The organism is Saccharothrix algeriensis, from assembly GCF_016907655.1.
GTDB lineage: Bacteria > Actinomycetota > Actinomycetes > Mycobacteriales > Pseudonocardiaceae > Actinosynnema > Actinosynnema algeriense.
Map to the genome: position 1 here is coordinate 6,666,958 of NZ_JAFBCL010000001.1, position 15,800 is coordinate 6,682,757.

General features: G+C 74.0%; 12 protein-coding genes. 6 read left to right on the forward strand and 6 right to left on the reverse strand.

Going from position 1 to position 15,800, the window contains the following annotated elements:
- Positions 1-93 precede the first annotated feature (93 nt).
- The 4 genes from JOE68_RS29740 to JOE68_RS29755 form a co-directional block, all read right to left on the reverse strand.
- Entirely contained in the window at positions 94-1,314 is a 1,221-nt protein-coding gene (locus JOE68_RS29740) for a cytochrome P450 (RefSeq protein ID WP_204845682.1), read from the reverse strand.
- Between the two features lie 32 nt (positions 1,315-1,346).
- Positions 1,347-2,537 (reverse strand): NAD(P)/FAD-dependent oxidoreductase, encoded by a 1,191-nt coding sequence (locus JOE68_RS29745; protein WP_204845683.1) that lies wholly within the window; start codon positions 2,535-2,537, stop codon positions 1,347-1,349.
- Positions 2,534-2,740, reverse strand: a complete 207-nt coding sequence (locus JOE68_RS29750; RefSeq protein WP_204845684.1) for a ferredoxin — start codon at positions 2,738-2,740, stop codon at positions 2,534-2,536. Before JOE68_RS29750 ends, JOE68_RS29745 begins: the two co-directional genes overlap by 4 nt.
- A 751-nt stretch (positions 2,741-3,491) precedes the next feature.
- A complete protein-coding gene (locus tag JOE68_RS29755) occupies positions 3,492-4,157 on the reverse strand; it encodes an ArsR/SmtB family transcription factor (protein WP_204845685.1) in 666 nt (221 codons plus the stop codon).
- 789 nt (positions 4,158-4,946) lie between these two features.
- Here JOE68_RS29755 and JOE68_RS29760 point away from each other — a divergent pair.
- Positions 4,947-5,912 (forward strand): ParB/RepB/Spo0J family partition protein, encoded by a 966-nt coding sequence (locus JOE68_RS29760; protein ID WP_307819979.1) that lies wholly within the window; start codon positions 4,947-4,949, stop codon positions 5,910-5,912.
- 52 nt (positions 5,913-5,964) lie between these two features.
- On the opposite strand, the gene JOE68_RS29765 is transcribed toward JOE68_RS29760, so the two are convergent.
- The gene (locus JOE68_RS29765; RefSeq protein ID WP_204845686.1) at positions 5,965-6,546 is read right to left on the reverse strand and encodes a flavoprotein; all 582 of its coding nucleotides are present in this window, start codon (positions 6,544-6,546) and stop codon (positions 5,965-5,967) included.
- A gap of 336 nt (positions 6,547-6,882) precedes the next feature.
- On the opposite strand from JOE68_RS29765, the gene JOE68_RS29770 reads away from it, so the two are divergent.
- The 5 genes from JOE68_RS29770 to JOE68_RS29790 are packed head-to-tail and all read left to right on the forward strand — an operon-like array spanning position 6,883 to position 13,948.
- Complete coding sequence (locus tag JOE68_RS29770; RefSeq protein ID WP_275584753.1) at positions 6,883-10,017, forward strand: non-ribosomal peptide synthetase; 3,135 nt, start codon at positions 6,883-6,885, stop codon at positions 10,015-10,017.
- Positions 10,014-11,564, forward strand: a complete 1,551-nt coding sequence (locus JOE68_RS29775; RefSeq protein WP_204845688.1) for a GMC family oxidoreductase — start codon at positions 10,014-10,016, stop codon at positions 11,562-11,564. The genes JOE68_RS29770 and JOE68_RS29775 overlap by 4 nt, the downstream gene beginning before the upstream one ends.
- 5 nt (positions 11,565-11,569) lie before the next feature.
- The gene (locus JOE68_RS29780; RefSeq protein WP_204845689.1) at positions 11,570-12,316 is read left to right on the forward strand and encodes a thioesterase II family protein; all 747 of its coding nucleotides are present in this window, start codon (positions 11,570-11,572) and stop codon (positions 12,314-12,316) included.
- A gap of 1 nt (position 12,317) precedes the next feature.
- Positions 12,318-13,460 (forward strand): acyl-CoA dehydrogenase family protein, encoded by a 1,143-nt coding sequence (locus JOE68_RS29785; RefSeq protein WP_204845690.1) that lies wholly within the window; start codon positions 12,318-12,320, stop codon positions 13,458-13,460.
- A gap of 23 nt (positions 13,461-13,483) precedes the next feature.
- Entirely contained in the window at positions 13,484-13,948 is a 465-nt protein-coding gene (locus tag JOE68_RS29790) for a group II truncated hemoglobin (RefSeq protein WP_204845691.1), read from the forward strand.
- 327 nt (positions 13,949-14,275) lie between these two features.
- On the opposite strand, the gene JOE68_RS29795 is transcribed toward JOE68_RS29790, so the two are convergent.
- A complete protein-coding gene (locus tag JOE68_RS29795; RefSeq protein ID WP_204845692.1) occupies positions 14,276-15,727 on the reverse strand; it encodes an NAD(P)/FAD-dependent oxidoreductase in 1,452 nt (483 codons plus the stop codon).
- Positions 15,728-15,800 lie beyond the last annotated feature (73 nt).

Below are 15,800 nucleotides of genomic sequence, written 5' to 3' on the forward strand. Positions count from 1 at the left end.
GGGCGTCCCGTGCCACCCGGCCCGGCGGCACGGGCCGCGCAACTGCCGACATTCCGCACTGGGACGCCCACCACCGCGTCGGACGCCCGCGGGCTACCAGGTCACGGGCAGCTCGTGCACGCCGTAGACGAACCCGTCGTGCTTGAACGGGATCCGGTCGAGGTCGACGGCCGAGCGCAGGCCGGGCACGCGGCGCAGCAGGGTGCGGTAGGCCACCTCCAGCTCCAGCCGGGCCAGCGACTGGCCCAGGCACTGGTGCGCGCCGAACCCGAACGCGAGGTGGTGGCGGGCCTCGCGGGTCAGGTCGAGCCGGTCCGGGTCGGGGAAGGCGGCGGGGTCGCGGTTGCCGACGTCGGTGGGCAGCACCAGGCCCTCGCCCGCCCGCACGAGCTGCCCGCCGACCTCCAGGTCCGCCAGCGCGAAGCGGCGGCGCCCGCCGTGGGTGATGGTGAGGTAGCGCAGCAGCTCCTCCACCGCGCGGGCGGTGGTGGCCGGGTCATCGCGGTCGCGCAGCAGCGCGAGCTGGTCGGGGTGGCGCAGGAGCAGCAGGGTGCCCAGCGCGATCATGTTGGCGGTGGTCTCGTGGCCCGCGAGCAGCAGCAGCACGGCCAGCTCGGCGGCCTGCCCGGCGCCCAGCTCGCCGGCGGCGACCCGCTCGCCCAGCCGGGACAGCAGGTCGTCGCCGGGGCGGTCGACCCGGTCGGCCAGCAGCCCGGCCAGGTACCGGCCCAGGTCGGCGATCGCCGCCGCGCGCTGCTCGCCGGTGGAGCCCCGGTGGACCAGGGTCCGGCTGCGCGCCTGGAAGAAGCCGTGGTCGGCGTAGGGCACGCCGAGCAGGTCGCAGATCACCAGCGACGGGACGGGCAGCGCGAACGCCTCCACGAGGTCCACCGGCCGGGGACCGGCCGACAGCGCGTCGACCGCGTCGTCCACGACCCGCTGCACGACCGGGCGCAGGGCCTCGACCTTCTTCACCGTGAACGCGGCGTTGACCATGCGCCGCAGCCGGGCGTGCTCGGGGTCGTCCATGCCGACCAGGCTCAGCGAGCCGGTGCCCGGACCCTGCAGCGGGTAGGCGGGGTGCGCCATGTCGGCGCTCACGCGGGGGTCGGCGAGCACGGCGCGCTGGTCGGCGTAGCGGGTGACCAGCCACGGCGTGCTGCCGTCCCACAGCTCGACCTTCGCCAACGGCGCCCGCTCCCGGAGCCCGCGCAGGGCGGGCGGCGGGTCGAACGGGCAGCCGTCGGCGCGGGGCATCGGGTACCGGGGGAGGCGGGCCGTGCCCTCGCCGACGGGCTGCGACGGGTTCGTCATGGCCTACCTCCCGGTAGCGGGCCGCGCCGGGGTCAGGAACCGGCGCGGACGGGGTGGTGCGGGACCACCAGGCGCTCCTGCCGGAGCAGGCGGGTCTGCTTGGGCATGTTCCAGCCCAGGACGCCGACCGCCTCGCCGTCGTCCTGCTCGTACAGCGCCACGAAGCGGCGGTCGGCGACCTCGCCCTCCACCACGGTCACCCGCGTGCCCGCGGTGGGCACGCCGTGGACGTGGATCTTCGCGTCGAACTGGTCGGTCCAGAAGTACGGCACGGGCGCGTAGGGCCGGTCCGCGCCCAGGATGTCCTCCGCCACCGCCGCGGCCTGCTCGGTGGCGTTCGTGCGGTTCTCCAGCCGCAGCGACCCCAGGCGGGGGTGCTGCCAGCGGGCGACGTCGCCGACCGCGTAGACGCCCTCGGCGGCGCGGCACCGCTCGTCGCACACCACGCCGTTGTCCAGCGCCAACCCGCTGTCGGCCAACCACTCCGTGTTCGGGACCGCGCCCACCGCGACCACGACCACGTCCGCCGGGAGCACCTCGCCGCCCGCCACCCGCACGCCGGTGACCCGGTCGCCGTCGTCGACCAGGCCGTCGAACGCGGTGCCCGGCCGCAGCCGGACACCGCGCTCGACGTGCAGCGCGGTCAGCGCCCCGGAGGCCAGCGGCCCGAGCGGGAACGCCATCAGCGAGGGCTGGAGCCCCAGGACGGTGACGTCCACGCCGAGTTCGCGCGCGGTGGCGGCGATCTCGGTGCCCAGCACGCCGTCGCCGACCACCACCAGCCGCCGCGCGGCCACCAGGTCGGCGCGCAGCACGAGCGCGTCGGCCACCGTGCGCAGCACGTGCACGCCGGCCACCCGCGGCCCGCCGCCCAGGGTCCGGGGCCGCGCCCCGGTCGCCACCACCACGGTGTCGGCGGTCAGCGTGGCGCCCGAGGCGGTGCGCACCGCCCGCGCCCCGACGTCGAGCGACACCGCCGCGTCGCCCAGCACCAGGCGGGCGCGCAGCGCCTCCAGCGCCTCGGCGGTGCGCAGGTGCGCCCGGTCGGGCTCCCACCGGCCGGACAGCACCTGCTTGGACAGCGGCGGCCGGTCGTAGGGCGGGTGCCCCTCGTCGCCCAGCAGGGTCACCTCGCCGGTGTAGCCCTTGCGGCGCAGTGCTTCGACCGTGGCCAGCCCGGCGGCGGAGGCGCCGACGACCAGCACGGAGGAAGGCACGCTCACGCGTCGGCCCCGAGCGTCAGCGTGATGGCCGCGACCGGGCAGACCTCCACGGCCTCGCGGACGCTCTCGTGCAGGTGCTCGGCAGGCTCCGCGTCCAGCACGACCACCACGCCGTCACCGATGCGCTGGTCGAACACCTCCGGCGCCGCCAGTGCGCACATGCCCGCGCCGCAGCACTTGTCCTCGTCCACAGTGATCTTCATGTCCCGCGTCCCTCCGCGTCCTCGTCCTGGTGGGAACCCGGGTCGCGGTGGTCTCCGCGACCGGCCCGGAGGCCACGTCCCCCAAGGTCCCCCACACCACCGCCGGCGTCCGTCCGCCTCGTCCGCGGCCCGGTGCCGGCGGGGTGCGGGGCCGTCGCGCCCAGCTAACCGAGTGCCGGAAACCCGGTCAAGCAAGTGACTTGGTAAAGCCGGAGTGGCATCGCCGCCGTCGCGCCGGGACGGCGCACATCGGATGATCGCCCCACCGCGGCCCGGCCGCCGCGCCGGACCGGCGCGGGGAGCACCGCCGCCGGCGCGCGCCCCGGAGACCCATAGGGGTTCCTTATGGTCTTCCTGTAACGCTTTTGTGCCACGCGTTGAACGCCGCCGGACAGCGCTCCCACCCGCTTCCCGGCCCCGGTCGGCCTTTGCCGCTTCAGTCCACAGTGGACCGATGTCGGCCGCGGTGGAGTTCCCCGGCGGCGCGGGTGCTCGCGTGCCTGTGCGCCGGCGAGTCCGGCGGTTCCACCGCGCCGAGCCGGTCGCGCGGCTGCGGGTCGGCCCGGCGTCGGTCTCCAAGGCCGTCAACCACCTCGGACCGCTGGAGGCGGTCCGGCGCGAGCGCGACGGCGGCGGCCTGCGCGGCGGCGACCCCGCCGGGGGCGCGTGGGGACCGCCCGGCCGGAGAGCGTCCCGACGGCCTCCCGACACCCTGACCGGGCCACCGGGGACCGCTCGGCGCCGGGGTGGGTCAGGTCGCGCCGCCGGTGAGCGGCCGGCCCGCCACCTGCCACTCCAGGACGCCGTCCGCCAGCCGCACCGCGCGGTAGCCGCGCGTGGACAGCAGGCGGACGGCGTCGTGGGCGTAGGAGCAGAACGCGCCCCGGCAGTACGCGACGATGTCCAGGTCGGTGGGCAGCTCGTCGAGGCGCCCGGCCAGCTCCTCCATGGGGATGGACAGCGCGCCGGGGATGTGCCCCGCGTCGTACTCGGTCTTCGGCCGCACGTCCACCACGACGGCCCGCCCCGCGCTGACCCGGCGCAGCAGCTCGTCGCGGTCGACCTCCTCGGTGTCGTCCGGGCCCACGTGCCTGCGCCGGGCCACGGCGACCTCCGCGGACTGGGTGGCGGCCACCGTCAGCAGCCGGGCGTACAGCGCGGCGACCTCGGCGCTGGCGATGCTGTAGCGGATGGTGGTGCCGTCGCGCGAGGTGGTGAGCAGACCCGCCTGCCGCAGCGTCTGCAGGTGCGCCGACGTCGTCGTCACGTTGAGCCCGGCCGCGCGCGCCAGCTCCACGACGCCCCTGGAGCGCTGCACCAGCAGCTCGATCAGCTCCAACCGCTTGCCGTTGCCCAGTGCCTTGCCGACGCGCGCCAACAGCTCGAACAACTCGGGCCGGGAACCGTCATCGCTCATGTGGCATCACACTCCAGTGTTCCCTGGATCTGTGGAATACGGTAATTTCCGCCTGGTGGGACATCAAGGGAAGGGGGTTGACATGGACTTGATCAGCAGAAACCGGGCGCTGGGGGCCGTCGTCGACCCCTGTGCGAGCCGGTGGCGGCCGACCGGCTCGCGGACCCCCGAAGCGTCCTGCGGCCCGTTGTACCCCGGGACGCCCCGGGCTCCGCCGGGTGGCTCCGGCTGTCACCCTCGGAGTGGGGCGTCCTGGGGAGCTCCTGGCGCGGGTGGCCGTCGACGGCGACGGGGTCGTTCGGGGCGATCCCGCTCCGGTCGTCCGGAGCAGCCCGCCGCCCCGGTGGCGCGGGCGGGTGGTCGGGCAGCACGTGGAAAGCGCCCGGTCGCCACATCGCCCTGCTCCATCCGTCCCAGAGCCGACACAGTAGTGCGTCGGCGTGTTCCAGTCGATCCGAATAGCCGGAAGAAGTGTCCGGCGGTGGTGCGGCCAAGCGGCCGACCAGTGGTTCCTGCAGGTAGCTCCGTCACCGAGCGACCTTGCTTTCCGTTGCATTTTGGCTACGCTGGTCCGGGGACCTGTTCGATACGCGCGGTGGCTGGGTGGCACCGCGTCGTTGTCCGGGTCCGCAACTATGGGGAAGACTTTCCGGCTGCGTGTGCTGACTGTGTCGGCTAGGGGGAGAAAAATTGCTCCGCTATGTCGAGTACCAATTACCGGATGTGATCGACCGATGTGTTCCGGAGTCCGCGGATAATATTGAGCTGTGGCTCGACGGTCAATCCGCGGTGCCGGTCCCGGTCACCGCGCTGAGGCCGTCGGACTCCCCCCGGCTCGCTGGGGAGGACTGCGAGCACGCCCGTGCCCTGGCCGAGTCGGAGACGGCTCTGCCGCCGGTGCTGGTGCACCGGCCCACCATGCGGGTCATCGACGGGATGCACCGGCTCCACGCCGCGGTGCTGCGCGGTGAGGAGACGATCCGCGTGCGCTTCTTCGACGGTGACGCCGCCGACGCCTTCGTGCTCGGCGTGCGCTCGAACGTCAAGCACGGCAGACCGCTGACGCTGGCCGACCGGCGGGCCGCGGCCCTGCGCATCATCGCGTCGCACCCGCAGTGGTCCGACCGGGCCATCGCCTCGGCCACCGGGCTCGCGGCCAAGACCGTCGGCGCGATCCGCGCCTGCGCAACTGGTGAGGATCCGCAGTCGCGCAGCCGGGTCGGCCGGGACGGCCGCGTCCGGCCGCTCAACAGCGCGGACGGCCGGCTGCGGGCCAGCGCCCTGCTGCGGGAGAAGCCCTCCGCCTCGCTGCGGCAGATCGCGGTGCAGGCGGGCGTCTCGCTGGGCACGGTGCGCGACGTGCGCGACCGCCTGGCCCGCGGCGACGACCCGGTGCCGCCCCGGCAGCGCCGCGGTCCGCGCGGCACGGGCTCGGCTTCGGGCGCCGGCTCCTCCACTCGGGCCAAGGAGCCGCAGCGGGCGCCCGCGGCCGACCGGTGCGCCGAGCGGGTGGAAGCGCAGCGGTCGCTGCTGGTGCGGCTCAAGCGCGACCCGTCGCTGCGGTTCACCGAGGCGGGCCGCACGCTGATCCGCCTGCTCAACTCGCACGTGGTGGACCAGCCGGAGTGCCGGCAGGTCCTCGACGCGGTCCCGGCGCACTGCCGCGGCATCGTCGCCGAGATCGCCCAGTCCTACGCGGACACCTGGAAGGAGTTGGCCGTGTGGCTGGACCGGGGGACGTCCGCCGGGTCCTGACCGCCGTGCCCGAGGGGCTCGCCACCGCCGGTGGCGAGCCCCGGCGCGCGGCTCACGCCGACTGCGCGGCCAGCAGGTCGCCGACGATCTTCGCCACCTCCGGCGGCGGGGGCATCGTCGGGTGGTGCGACATGGAGCGCGACCCGACGTCGTAGCTGTCGTGCCACTCCGGCTCGGGCACGTGGCCGCCGTCCGCGCGGATCTGCGCGACGTTGCGCTGCACCGCGGGCTTGCGCCACATGGCCGCCCCCATCGACGGGAAGTACACCACCGGGCAGGTGGTGGACAGGATCACCGTCGTCAGCCGGTTGGGCGCCGCGCCGGTCGCGACGGCGGCCAGCATGTTCGCCGTCGCGGGCAGCACCACCACGACGTCGTGGCCGGCGGCCAGCCGGGACGGCTTGTCGGTCGGCCAGTCCTCGGGGGACTCGCCGCTGACGACGCGCTCGGCGTGGATCGCCACGGTGGTCGGTGGCAGGAAGGTCGTCGCCGTGTGCGTCATCAGCACGGTGTAGGTGCCGCCGAGCCTGCTGCGCATCTCGGTGAGGTAGGCGGGCAGGGCCGTCACGGCGACCGAACCGGTGGCTCCCACGAGCACGCGCGGGCCGGTGGGAATTCCGCTGTTCTCGATCATAAGTCCATGGTGCCGCGACCCGGGACGAGTATCAACGCCGCGGTCGCGCACGCCCGGACGCGCATTTGTGCGCGCCGGCGGCCCGGTTGACAAGGCTCGAAGCCGGCTGCTGTCATCCCTGTGCCGGGTGCGGCGCGCTGGGGTGAATTTTGCGCCGGACGACCGGTGGTACCAGTTCTTCTGCGTTTTCGCCACGCTCTCGGGAGAGGTAGGGCAGTGAACGACCAATATTCATCTCTGATGGAGCTCCTGAATGGTCGGGCAGAATCAAAGTGTTCCCCGGAAGCACCTGTCCCGAACCACCGGCCGTTCCCGCTGACCGATCTCCAGCACGCCATGGTGATCGGCCGCCACCGGGGGATCGAGCTGGGCGGGGTGGCCGGTCACGTCTACTTCGAGTTCGAGGGGCCGGCCCTGGACGTCGAGCGGCTGTCCCGGGCGCTGCGCGAGGTCGTCGCCCGCCACGACATGCTGCGCGCGGTGACCGCGCCCGACGGCGCCGGCCAGTGCGTGCTGGACGAGGTGCCCGACTACGAGATCCGGGTCACCGACCTGCGCGACCGCACCGACGAGGAGCGCCGCGCCGCGCTGGACGCGATCCGGGCCGAGCTGTCCGACGAGGTCCGGCCCACCGACCAGTGGCCGCTGTTCGACATCCGCGCCACGCTGCCCGCCGAGGGCCGCACCCGCCTGCACCTGAGCTTCGACCTGCTGTTCGTCGACGTGCGCAGCCTGTACGCCGTGCTGGCGGAGTGGCGCCGCCGCTACGACGAGCCGGACTGGCGGCCCGAGCCGCTGGACGTGACCTTCCGCGACCACGTCCTGCGCCAGGCGGAACTGCTCGACGGCGACGAGGGGCGCCGGGCCCGGGAGTACTGGGAGGCCCGCCTGGACGAGCTGCCCGCCGGGCCGGACCTGCCGCTGGCCACGTCGCCGGAGCTGGTCGGCCGGCCGGTGTTCCGCAAGCTCGACGCCGTGGTGCCCGCGCCGCGCTGGGCGGCGATCAAGGAGGCCGCCGCCCGCCGTGGCGTGCCGGTGAACGTCGTGCTGCTGGCCGCTTACGGCGAGGTGCTGCGCCGGTGGTCGCGGCGGTCGGACTTCACGATCGCGCTCACCCTGCTCGACCGGCTGCCGGTGCACCCGCGCATCGGCGAGGTGGTGGGCGACTTCCTGTCCCTGGGCCTGCCGGTGACCCGCGCGTCGGGCGGTGGGACGTTCGAGGACCGCGTCCGCGCGCTGGCCGACCAGGTGAGCGCCGACGCCGACCACGCGGCCTTCAGCGGCATCCGCGTGCTGCGGGAGCTGACCCGCGCCCGGGGCGACGGCCGCCCGGTGGGGATGCCCGTGGTCTACTCCAGCACGCTGGGCGGCGAGCCCGGCGGCGACGCCCTCGGGCTGTTCGGCGAGGTCGTGCACAGCGCCTCCCAGACCCCGCAGATCTGGCTGGAGAACCAGGTCCGCGAGCAGGCCGGCGGCCTGGCGCTGAGCTGGAACGCCGTCGAGGGGCTGTTCCCCGCCGGCGTCGTCGACGACATGTTCGACGCCTACCTGCGGCTGCTGGCCGCGATCGCCGACGACGAGGCGCTGTGGGCCCGCACCGGCGGCGTCGTGCCGCTGCCCGAGCACCAGCGCCGGGAGCGGGACGAGGCCAACGACACCGCCCAGGACCTGCCGCCCGCGCTGCTGCACGAGCTGGTGGGCGCCGCGGCGGCGCGGACGCCCGACGCCGTGGCGGTGATCGCCGACGGCGCCGAGGTGACCTTCCGGCGGCTGAGCGAGGACGCGCACCGGCTCGGGCACCGGCTGCGCGCCGAGGGCCACGGCGTGCCGAACACGCTCGTCGCGGTGTCGATGCGGCCGGGCGCGCGGCTGTTCTCCGCGCTGCTGGGCGTGCTGCACTCCGGCGCCGCCTACGTGTCGATCGACCCGGAGCTGCCCGAGCAGCGCCGCCTGAAGCTGCTGGCGCGCTGCGCCGCCACGGCCGTCGTCACCGAGCCCGAGCTGCGCGACCACCTGACGTGGCCCGAGGACGTCCAGGTGATCACGCCGGACGACGAGGCCACCCTCGCCTGCCCGGCGCAGCGGCCCGAGGACGTCCAGGGCCACGACGACCTGGCGTACGTGATCTTCACCTCCGGGTCGACCGGCGAGCCCAAGGGCGTGATGATCACCCACCGCTCGGCCGGCAACACCGTCCAGGACATCAACCGCCGGTTCGGCGTCGGCCCGGGCGACCGGGTCCTCGCGCTCGCGCCCACCGGCTTCGACCTGTCGGTCTACGACGTGTTCGGCGTGCTGGGCGCGGGCGGCGCGATCGTCGTGCCGGAGGCCGGGCGCAGCGGCGACGTCGCGCACTGGACCGAGCTGATCGACCGGCACCGGGTGACGGTCTGGAACAGCGTTCCCGCGCCGATGCGGCTGTGGGCGGACTCGCTGGCCGACGCGCCCGCCGAGGCCGGCGCGAGCGTGCGGCTGGCGCTGCTCAGCGGCGACTGGATCCCGGTGACGCTGCCGGGCAGGCTGCGCGAGCGCTTCCCGGACATGGCCGTGATCAGCCTCGGCGGCGCCACCGAGGGGTCGATCTGGTCGATCCACTACCCGATCGGCGAGGTGTCGCCGGACTGGGCGAGCATCCCGTACGGCAAGCCGCTGGCCAACCAGACCATGCACGTCCTCGACGAGCGGCTGGAGCCGTGCCCGGTCTGGACGACCGGCGAGATCCACATCGGCGGCGTCGGCGTCGCGGCGGGCTACTGGGGCGACCCGGAGCGCACCGCGGAGCGGTTCTTCACCCACCCGGTCACCGGCGAGCGGCTCTACCGGACCGGGGACCTGGGCCGCTACCTGCCCGGCGGCGACATCGAGATCCTGGGCCGGACCGACTTCCAGGTCAAGATCAACGGCTACCGGGTCGAGCTGGGCGAGATCGAGTCGGCGCTGAGCAAGCAGCCCGGCGTCGGCCACGCGCTGGTCGCCGCGCCGGTGCACCCGCTGAGCGGGCAGCGGCAGCTCGCCGCGTACGTCATCGCCGACGGCAGCGGCAAGCCCGACCCGTCGCTGCTGCGCAAGGCGCTGGCGGACGTGCTGCCCGGCTACATGGTGCCCACGCACTACGTCGCGGTCGACGCGTTCCCGATGACGCCCAACGGCAAGATCGACCACGCCGCGCTGCCGACGCCGTGGCACGACGGCGGCGAGAGCGACGAGCGGGCCGAACCGCGCGACGACGTCGAACAGCGCCTGCTGACGATCTGGTTCGACCAGCTGGGCCACACCGACTTCGGCGTGGAGGACGGCTTCTTCGACGTCGGCGGCGACTCGCTGCACGCGGTCGGCATCATCGGCAAGCTGCGCGCGGAGTTCGAGATCGACTCGGCGGCCGAGCAGAAGGTCGTCGAGGGCCTGTTCACCAACTCCAGCATCACCGAGTTCGCGGAGCTGATGCGCTCACTGGTGAAGGTGCGCGCATGACCGACGAGCGGTGGGACCTGGTGGTCGTGGGCGGCGGGTCGGCCGGCGTGGTGGTGGCCACCCGCGCCGCCGCCCGCGGCAGGCGCGTGCTGCTGCTGGAGGCGGGGCCGGACCAGCCGGTGTCCCGGGACGAGCCCAACCCCGTGCGCGACGGCACCCGGCTGATCCTCGACGGGTTCAACTGGGACCACCGGGCCAACCTGCGCACCGCGGGCGGCCGGCCGTCCCGGGCGCTGTGGAGCCGGTTCCCCTACCCGGTGGGCAAGGTCGTCGGCGGCGGCTCCTCGGTCAACGGCGCGGTGGCCATGCGCGCCCTGCCCCGGGACTTCGACGACTGGGTCAAGCACGGCAACCCGGACTGGTCCTGGGACCACGTGCTGCCCCACTTCCGGGCGATCGAGCGCGACGCCGACTTCCCGGGCGGCGACCACGGCGACAGCGGGCCCATCCCGATCCGGCGTCCCCGCCGGGAGGGCCTGCACGTGCTGGACGCCGCGTTCTGGGTCGAGTGCGAGCGGATGGGCGTGCCGTCCCTGGCCGACCTCAACGGCACCGACGAGTTCGGCGTCGGCGCGGTGCCCGCCAACGCGGTCGACGGCGAGCGGATGGACGTCACCGCCACCTACCTGGCGGCGGCGCGCCACCTGCCGAACCTGGAGGTCCGGCCGCGCAGCCGGGTCCTGCGGGTGCTGCTCGACGGGCGGCGCGCGGTCGGCGTCGAGGTCGAGCGGGACGGCGCGGTCTCGGTCGTGCGCAGCGACGACGTCGTGCTCAGCGCCGGCGCGATCGGCTCGCCGCTGGTCCTGCAGCGCTCGGGCATCGGCCCGGCCGGCGTGCTCGACGCGCTGGGCGTGCCGAGGGTCGCGGAGCTGGCCGGGGTCGGCGAGAACCTGGTCGACCACCCGTCGGTGGTGCTGTGGGCCAAGCCGCGCGACGGCCTGTGCCGGCCCGGCGTCCCGTGGCGGCAGGTCGCCGCGCGGGTGCCCAGCGGCCTGGACGACGACGTGGACCTCCAGGTGTGGCTGCTCAACAACGTCGAGCGGACCACCATCCCGGGGTTCGCCGACCGGCTCGGCTGGCACATGGTCGTCGGCATCTCGGTGATGCTGCTGCGCCCGGAGGGTCACGGCCGGGTGCACGCCGACCCGTCCGGCGCGCCGGTGATCGAGCTGGGCTTCGGCTCGGTCGACGAGGACGTGGAGCGCCTGGCGCTGGGCGTGCGCAAGGCGTGGCGCATCCTGCGGTCGCCGGTGTTCGCCGACAACATCGAGGAGGTCCAGCTGTGGACCGACTCGATGGTGGAGGACGACCAGCTGCTGCGCAAAGCCGTGCGCAACGTGATGAGCCCGGGGTGGCACGCCATCGGCACCAACCGGATGGGCCCGCCGGACGACCCGATGTCGGTGGTGGACCAGCGCTGCCGGGTGCACGGGTTCACCGGGCTGCGGGTGGTGGACGCCTCGGTGTTCCCCACCATGCCCGGTGCGCCGACCAACCTGACGACGATCATGCTCGCCGAGCGGATCGCGTCCGAGGCGGGGGAGTGACCGGCGTGGCCGCACGGCTCTACTGCTTCCCGCACGCGGGCGCCACCGCCGCGGTCTACCGGCCGTGGAAGGAGGCGGCCGGTCCCGACCTGCGGGTCGTCGGGCTCGACCGCCCCGGCCGGGGCTCCGCGGCGCGGCACCCGAAGATCGGCGACCTGCCGTCGCTGGTGGACTGGACGGCCGCGCGGCTGCTCGCCGACCTGGGCGAGGGCCGCGCCGAGGACCCGGGGCTGCGCTGGGCGACCTTCGGGCACAGCTTCGGCGCCCTGCTCAGCCTGGCCGTCGCCGCGCGGGTGGCGGCGGCGCTGGACGAGCCGCCGGCGTGCGCGGTGCTCTCCGCCGCGCTGCCGCCCCGGACGCAGGAGGTGGGCGACGTGACGACCTCGCTGTCCGACGAGGAGTTGCTCGCCAAGATCATGCGCGACGGCGGCACCCCGCCCGAGGCGGTGTCCTCCAGCGCCATGGCGGGCTACTTCCTGTCGCTGATGCGGGAGGACTACGGCATCCGCGCGCAGTACCCGAGCCAGACCGGCCTGCGGGTGGACTTCCCGCTGGCGCTGGTCGCGGCGGCCGACGACGTCCACGTGCCGCCCGAGCGGATGTGGGAGTGGGCGGAGCACAGCAGCGAGCCGTGCCGGCGGCTGGAGCTGGCGGGGGACCACTTCGCCGCGATCCGCGACCCCCGCGAGGTGCTGGCGCTGGTGCACGAGAACACGACCCGAGCCGCTGATCTGGCCGACAAGGGGAGATGACGTGGAGCACAACCCCTACGACGAGGTGCACGAGGACTTCCGGTCCCTGTGCCGCGCCTTCCTGGAGCGGGAGGCGGTCCCGCACCACGACCAGTGGGAACGGGACGGCATCATCGACAGCGCCCTGTGGAAGAAGGCCGGCGCCGCCGGGCTGCTCGGCGTGGACGCCCCCGCCGAGCACGGCGGCGGCGGCCAGGACGACTTCCGGTTCACCGCGGTGTTCATCGAGGAGCTGACCAGGGCCGGGGTGACCGCACCGGGCCTGGTGGCGCACAACGACATCGTCTCGTCCTACTTCGCCGCCCGCACCACCCCGGAGCAGCAGGCCCGGTGGCTGCCCGGCCTGTGCTCGGGCGAGCAGATCGCCGCCATCGCGCTGAGCGAACCCGAGGCCGGCTCGGACCTGGCGGGCATCCGGACCACCGCGGTGCGCGACGGCGACCACTACGTCCTCAACGGGCAGAAGACGTTCATCACCAACGGGGAGAAGGCGGGGCTGGTGCTCGTGGCGGTCAAGACCGCCACGCCGCGCGGCGCGCCCGGGATCAGCCTGCTGGTCGTGGAGGCCGGCACGCCCGGCTTCTCCCGGGGCCGGCGGCTGGACAAGCTCGGCTGGCGGGCCAGCGACACCAGCGAGCTGTTCTTCGACGACTGCCGGGTGCCGGTGGCGAACCTGCTCGGCCGGGAGAACGCCGGGATGGGCTACCTCATGGCCGGGCTGCCCAGGGAGCGGCTGTGCATCTCGGCGGTCGCGGTCGCCACGGCGGAGAAGATGCTCGCCGACACCCTGGAGCACGCCCGCAACCGCCAGGCGTTCGGCCAGGCCATCGGCAGCTTCCAGCACAACAAGTTCGTGCTGGCCTCGCTCGACACCGAGATCACCGTGGCGCGGGTGTTCTTCAACCACTGCATGGCGGAGCTGAACGCCGGGCGGCTGACCGTCACCGACGCGGCCAAGCTCAAGTGGTGGACCACCGAGCTGCAGGTCCGCGTCGCCGACAGCTGCCTGCAGCTGCACGGCGGCTACGGTTACCTCCGGGAGAGCTCCATCGCCCGCGAGTGGGCCAACAGCCGCGTGCAGACCATCTACGGCGGCACCACCGAAATCATGAAAGAGCTGATCGGCCGGTCTCTCGGCCTGTGACGCTGGGCGAGGAAGGAAGTGCTGTGGGAGAACAGGTTCCGTCCGTGTACGAGTGGGCCGGTGGCGCCGAGGCGTTCGAGCGGCTCACGGAGGTCTTCTACCGCAAGGTGCTCAAGGACGACCTGCTGGAGCCGCTGTTCCGCCGCATGACGCCGGAGCACCCGCACGACGTGGCCGTCATGCTGAGCGAGGTGTTCGGCGGCCCCCGGAAGTACACCGACGAGCACGGCGGCTTCAAGCGGCTGGTCGGCAAGCACCGCAACCGCGACATCCAGCCGGAGCAGCGCAACCGGTGGGTGCAGCTGATCCTGGAGTCGGCCGACGAGGTCGGGTTCCCCGAGGACGCGGAGTTCCGGTCGGCGTTCGTGAGCTACATCGAGTTCGGCTCGCGCCGCGCGATGGCCAACTCGAAGCCGGGCGCGGTGCCCAAGGAGCGGGAGATGCTCAAGCGCTGGGGCTGGGGCGAGGCGACTCCCGGCGAGGAGTGAGCGCACCGCGGCCCCCGGCGGGGGCCGCGACGGGGAACCCCCGGCGGACCGGGCGGCGTCGTGGCCGCGGGTGCGCCGGGGGTTCCCCTTTGCCGTTCTCCGCCCGGTTCGCAGCCGCGCGGGCGCGCCGGAACCGTGGACGGGACCGGAACCGCAGGCGGGTGTGTAGAACCGCGGACGTGCCGGAACCGCGGGCGGGTGTGCCGGGGTTCGCCGACGTGGGCGCTCATGCGCGGATGCCGCGTCGGAGAGGCAGGGGGTCCTCTCCGACGCGGCATCCTCATGTGGCTTCGCGGGCCGTAAGGGGAGGCCGACCCGCGGGCCGGGTCACCAGACTTCGCGGGTCCGGGCGTAGTACTCGCGCAGCAGCTTCAGCGCCTCCGGGTCCATCCGGGACAGGAAGACCAGCTCGGCGGGCGGCGTGAACTCGGGGTCGATGTCCTCGACCCAGCGCTCGGTCGCCGGCCGCAGGTCGGTCTCGATCCACTGGTGCCAGTCGACCGGGATCTGCCAGTCCTGCTCGTAGCCGATGCCGATCCAGTGCTCGACGGTGTCGTTGACGATGCGGTCGCGGGTCCACTCCTGCAACGGCTTGCGCAGCGGCGTGAACCGGTCGAGGTCCACCGAGCCCGGCTCGCCCAGGATGCGGTCGGCCATCTCCTGCGCCAGCAGCGGCGACAGGTGCACGCCGTCGCGGTAGGTGCCGGTCAGCAGCCACAGGCCGGCCATCCCGCCCGAGCCGATCAGCGGGAAGCCGTCGAGCGCGATCGGCCGGTTGCCGACCTGGACCTTCTCCACCTGGCTGTCCCACAGCTTGCGGCGGACCTGCCGGTGCGCGCACTGGAGCAGGAACACCAGGTCGCGCATGTCGGCGACGTCGCGCGGCCGGATCGACACGACGTTGGTCGCGCCGAGGTAGACCTCGCCCTCGCCGCGCGGCACGACGTGCAGGCCGCAGGCGAAGGAGCGGTTGGGCGTGCGGATGACGCTGCGCGGGGCCGTGCCGTCGACCGTCTTCATCAGCACCGACACGCCGTAGCCGCTGACCAGCGGCGGGATCCGGCCGGCCACCGGCAGCCCGTCGATCAGCGCCTGGGACTGCGCGCCGGCCGCGAGGGTGACCTGCCCGGCGGTGAGCCGGTCGCCGTTCTCCAGCGTCACGCCGGTGACCCGGTCGCCCTCGTGGTCGACCCGCGTCGCCTGTTGGGCGATGACCGTCCCGCCCTCGGCGAGGAATGCGGACTGGAGCCGCTCCAGCAGCGCGGGCGTGCTGACCGCGTGCTCGCCGGGAATGTGGAACGCCCGCAGCGGGCGGGAGATCGGCTCGGCGTCGACCCATTCGAGGTCGAGCGGGTCGACGTCCTCGTAGGCGCCCGAGTAGCGGTCGAGTTCGGTGCGGATGGCCCGGTAGTTGGTGTCGTCGATCTCGGCCATGCCGATCGCGTTGAGAATGACCGTGGTGCCGTCCGCGGTCACGATCCGCTCGGCGGCGTCGTCGCCGAGCCCGGCGAGCCACTCCGGCCACAGGGAGGTCGCCCGGATGCCGAGTTCGAGCTTGGCCCGACCGGCCTCGCTGGCCACCAGCGAGGTCGTGACCTCGGCGAAGCTGCCGAGCATGGCCCCGGCTGCGGTGGAGCCCGCCATCGGGCGGTGGGGTTGCCCGAGCACGGCGACGGTCTGCCCGCGGCGGGCCAGCACGAGCCCGAGGGAAAGCCCCAGGGCCCCGTTGCCGACCACGACCACGTCAAAGCTGCTCTGGGAGACGCCAGGAGAATTCATGCCGGTTCCCGTTCTGCTCGTGTGAAACCGCGCGGCAGTTGGAGATATCGACGCCCGGCAGGGTGGGCGAGGA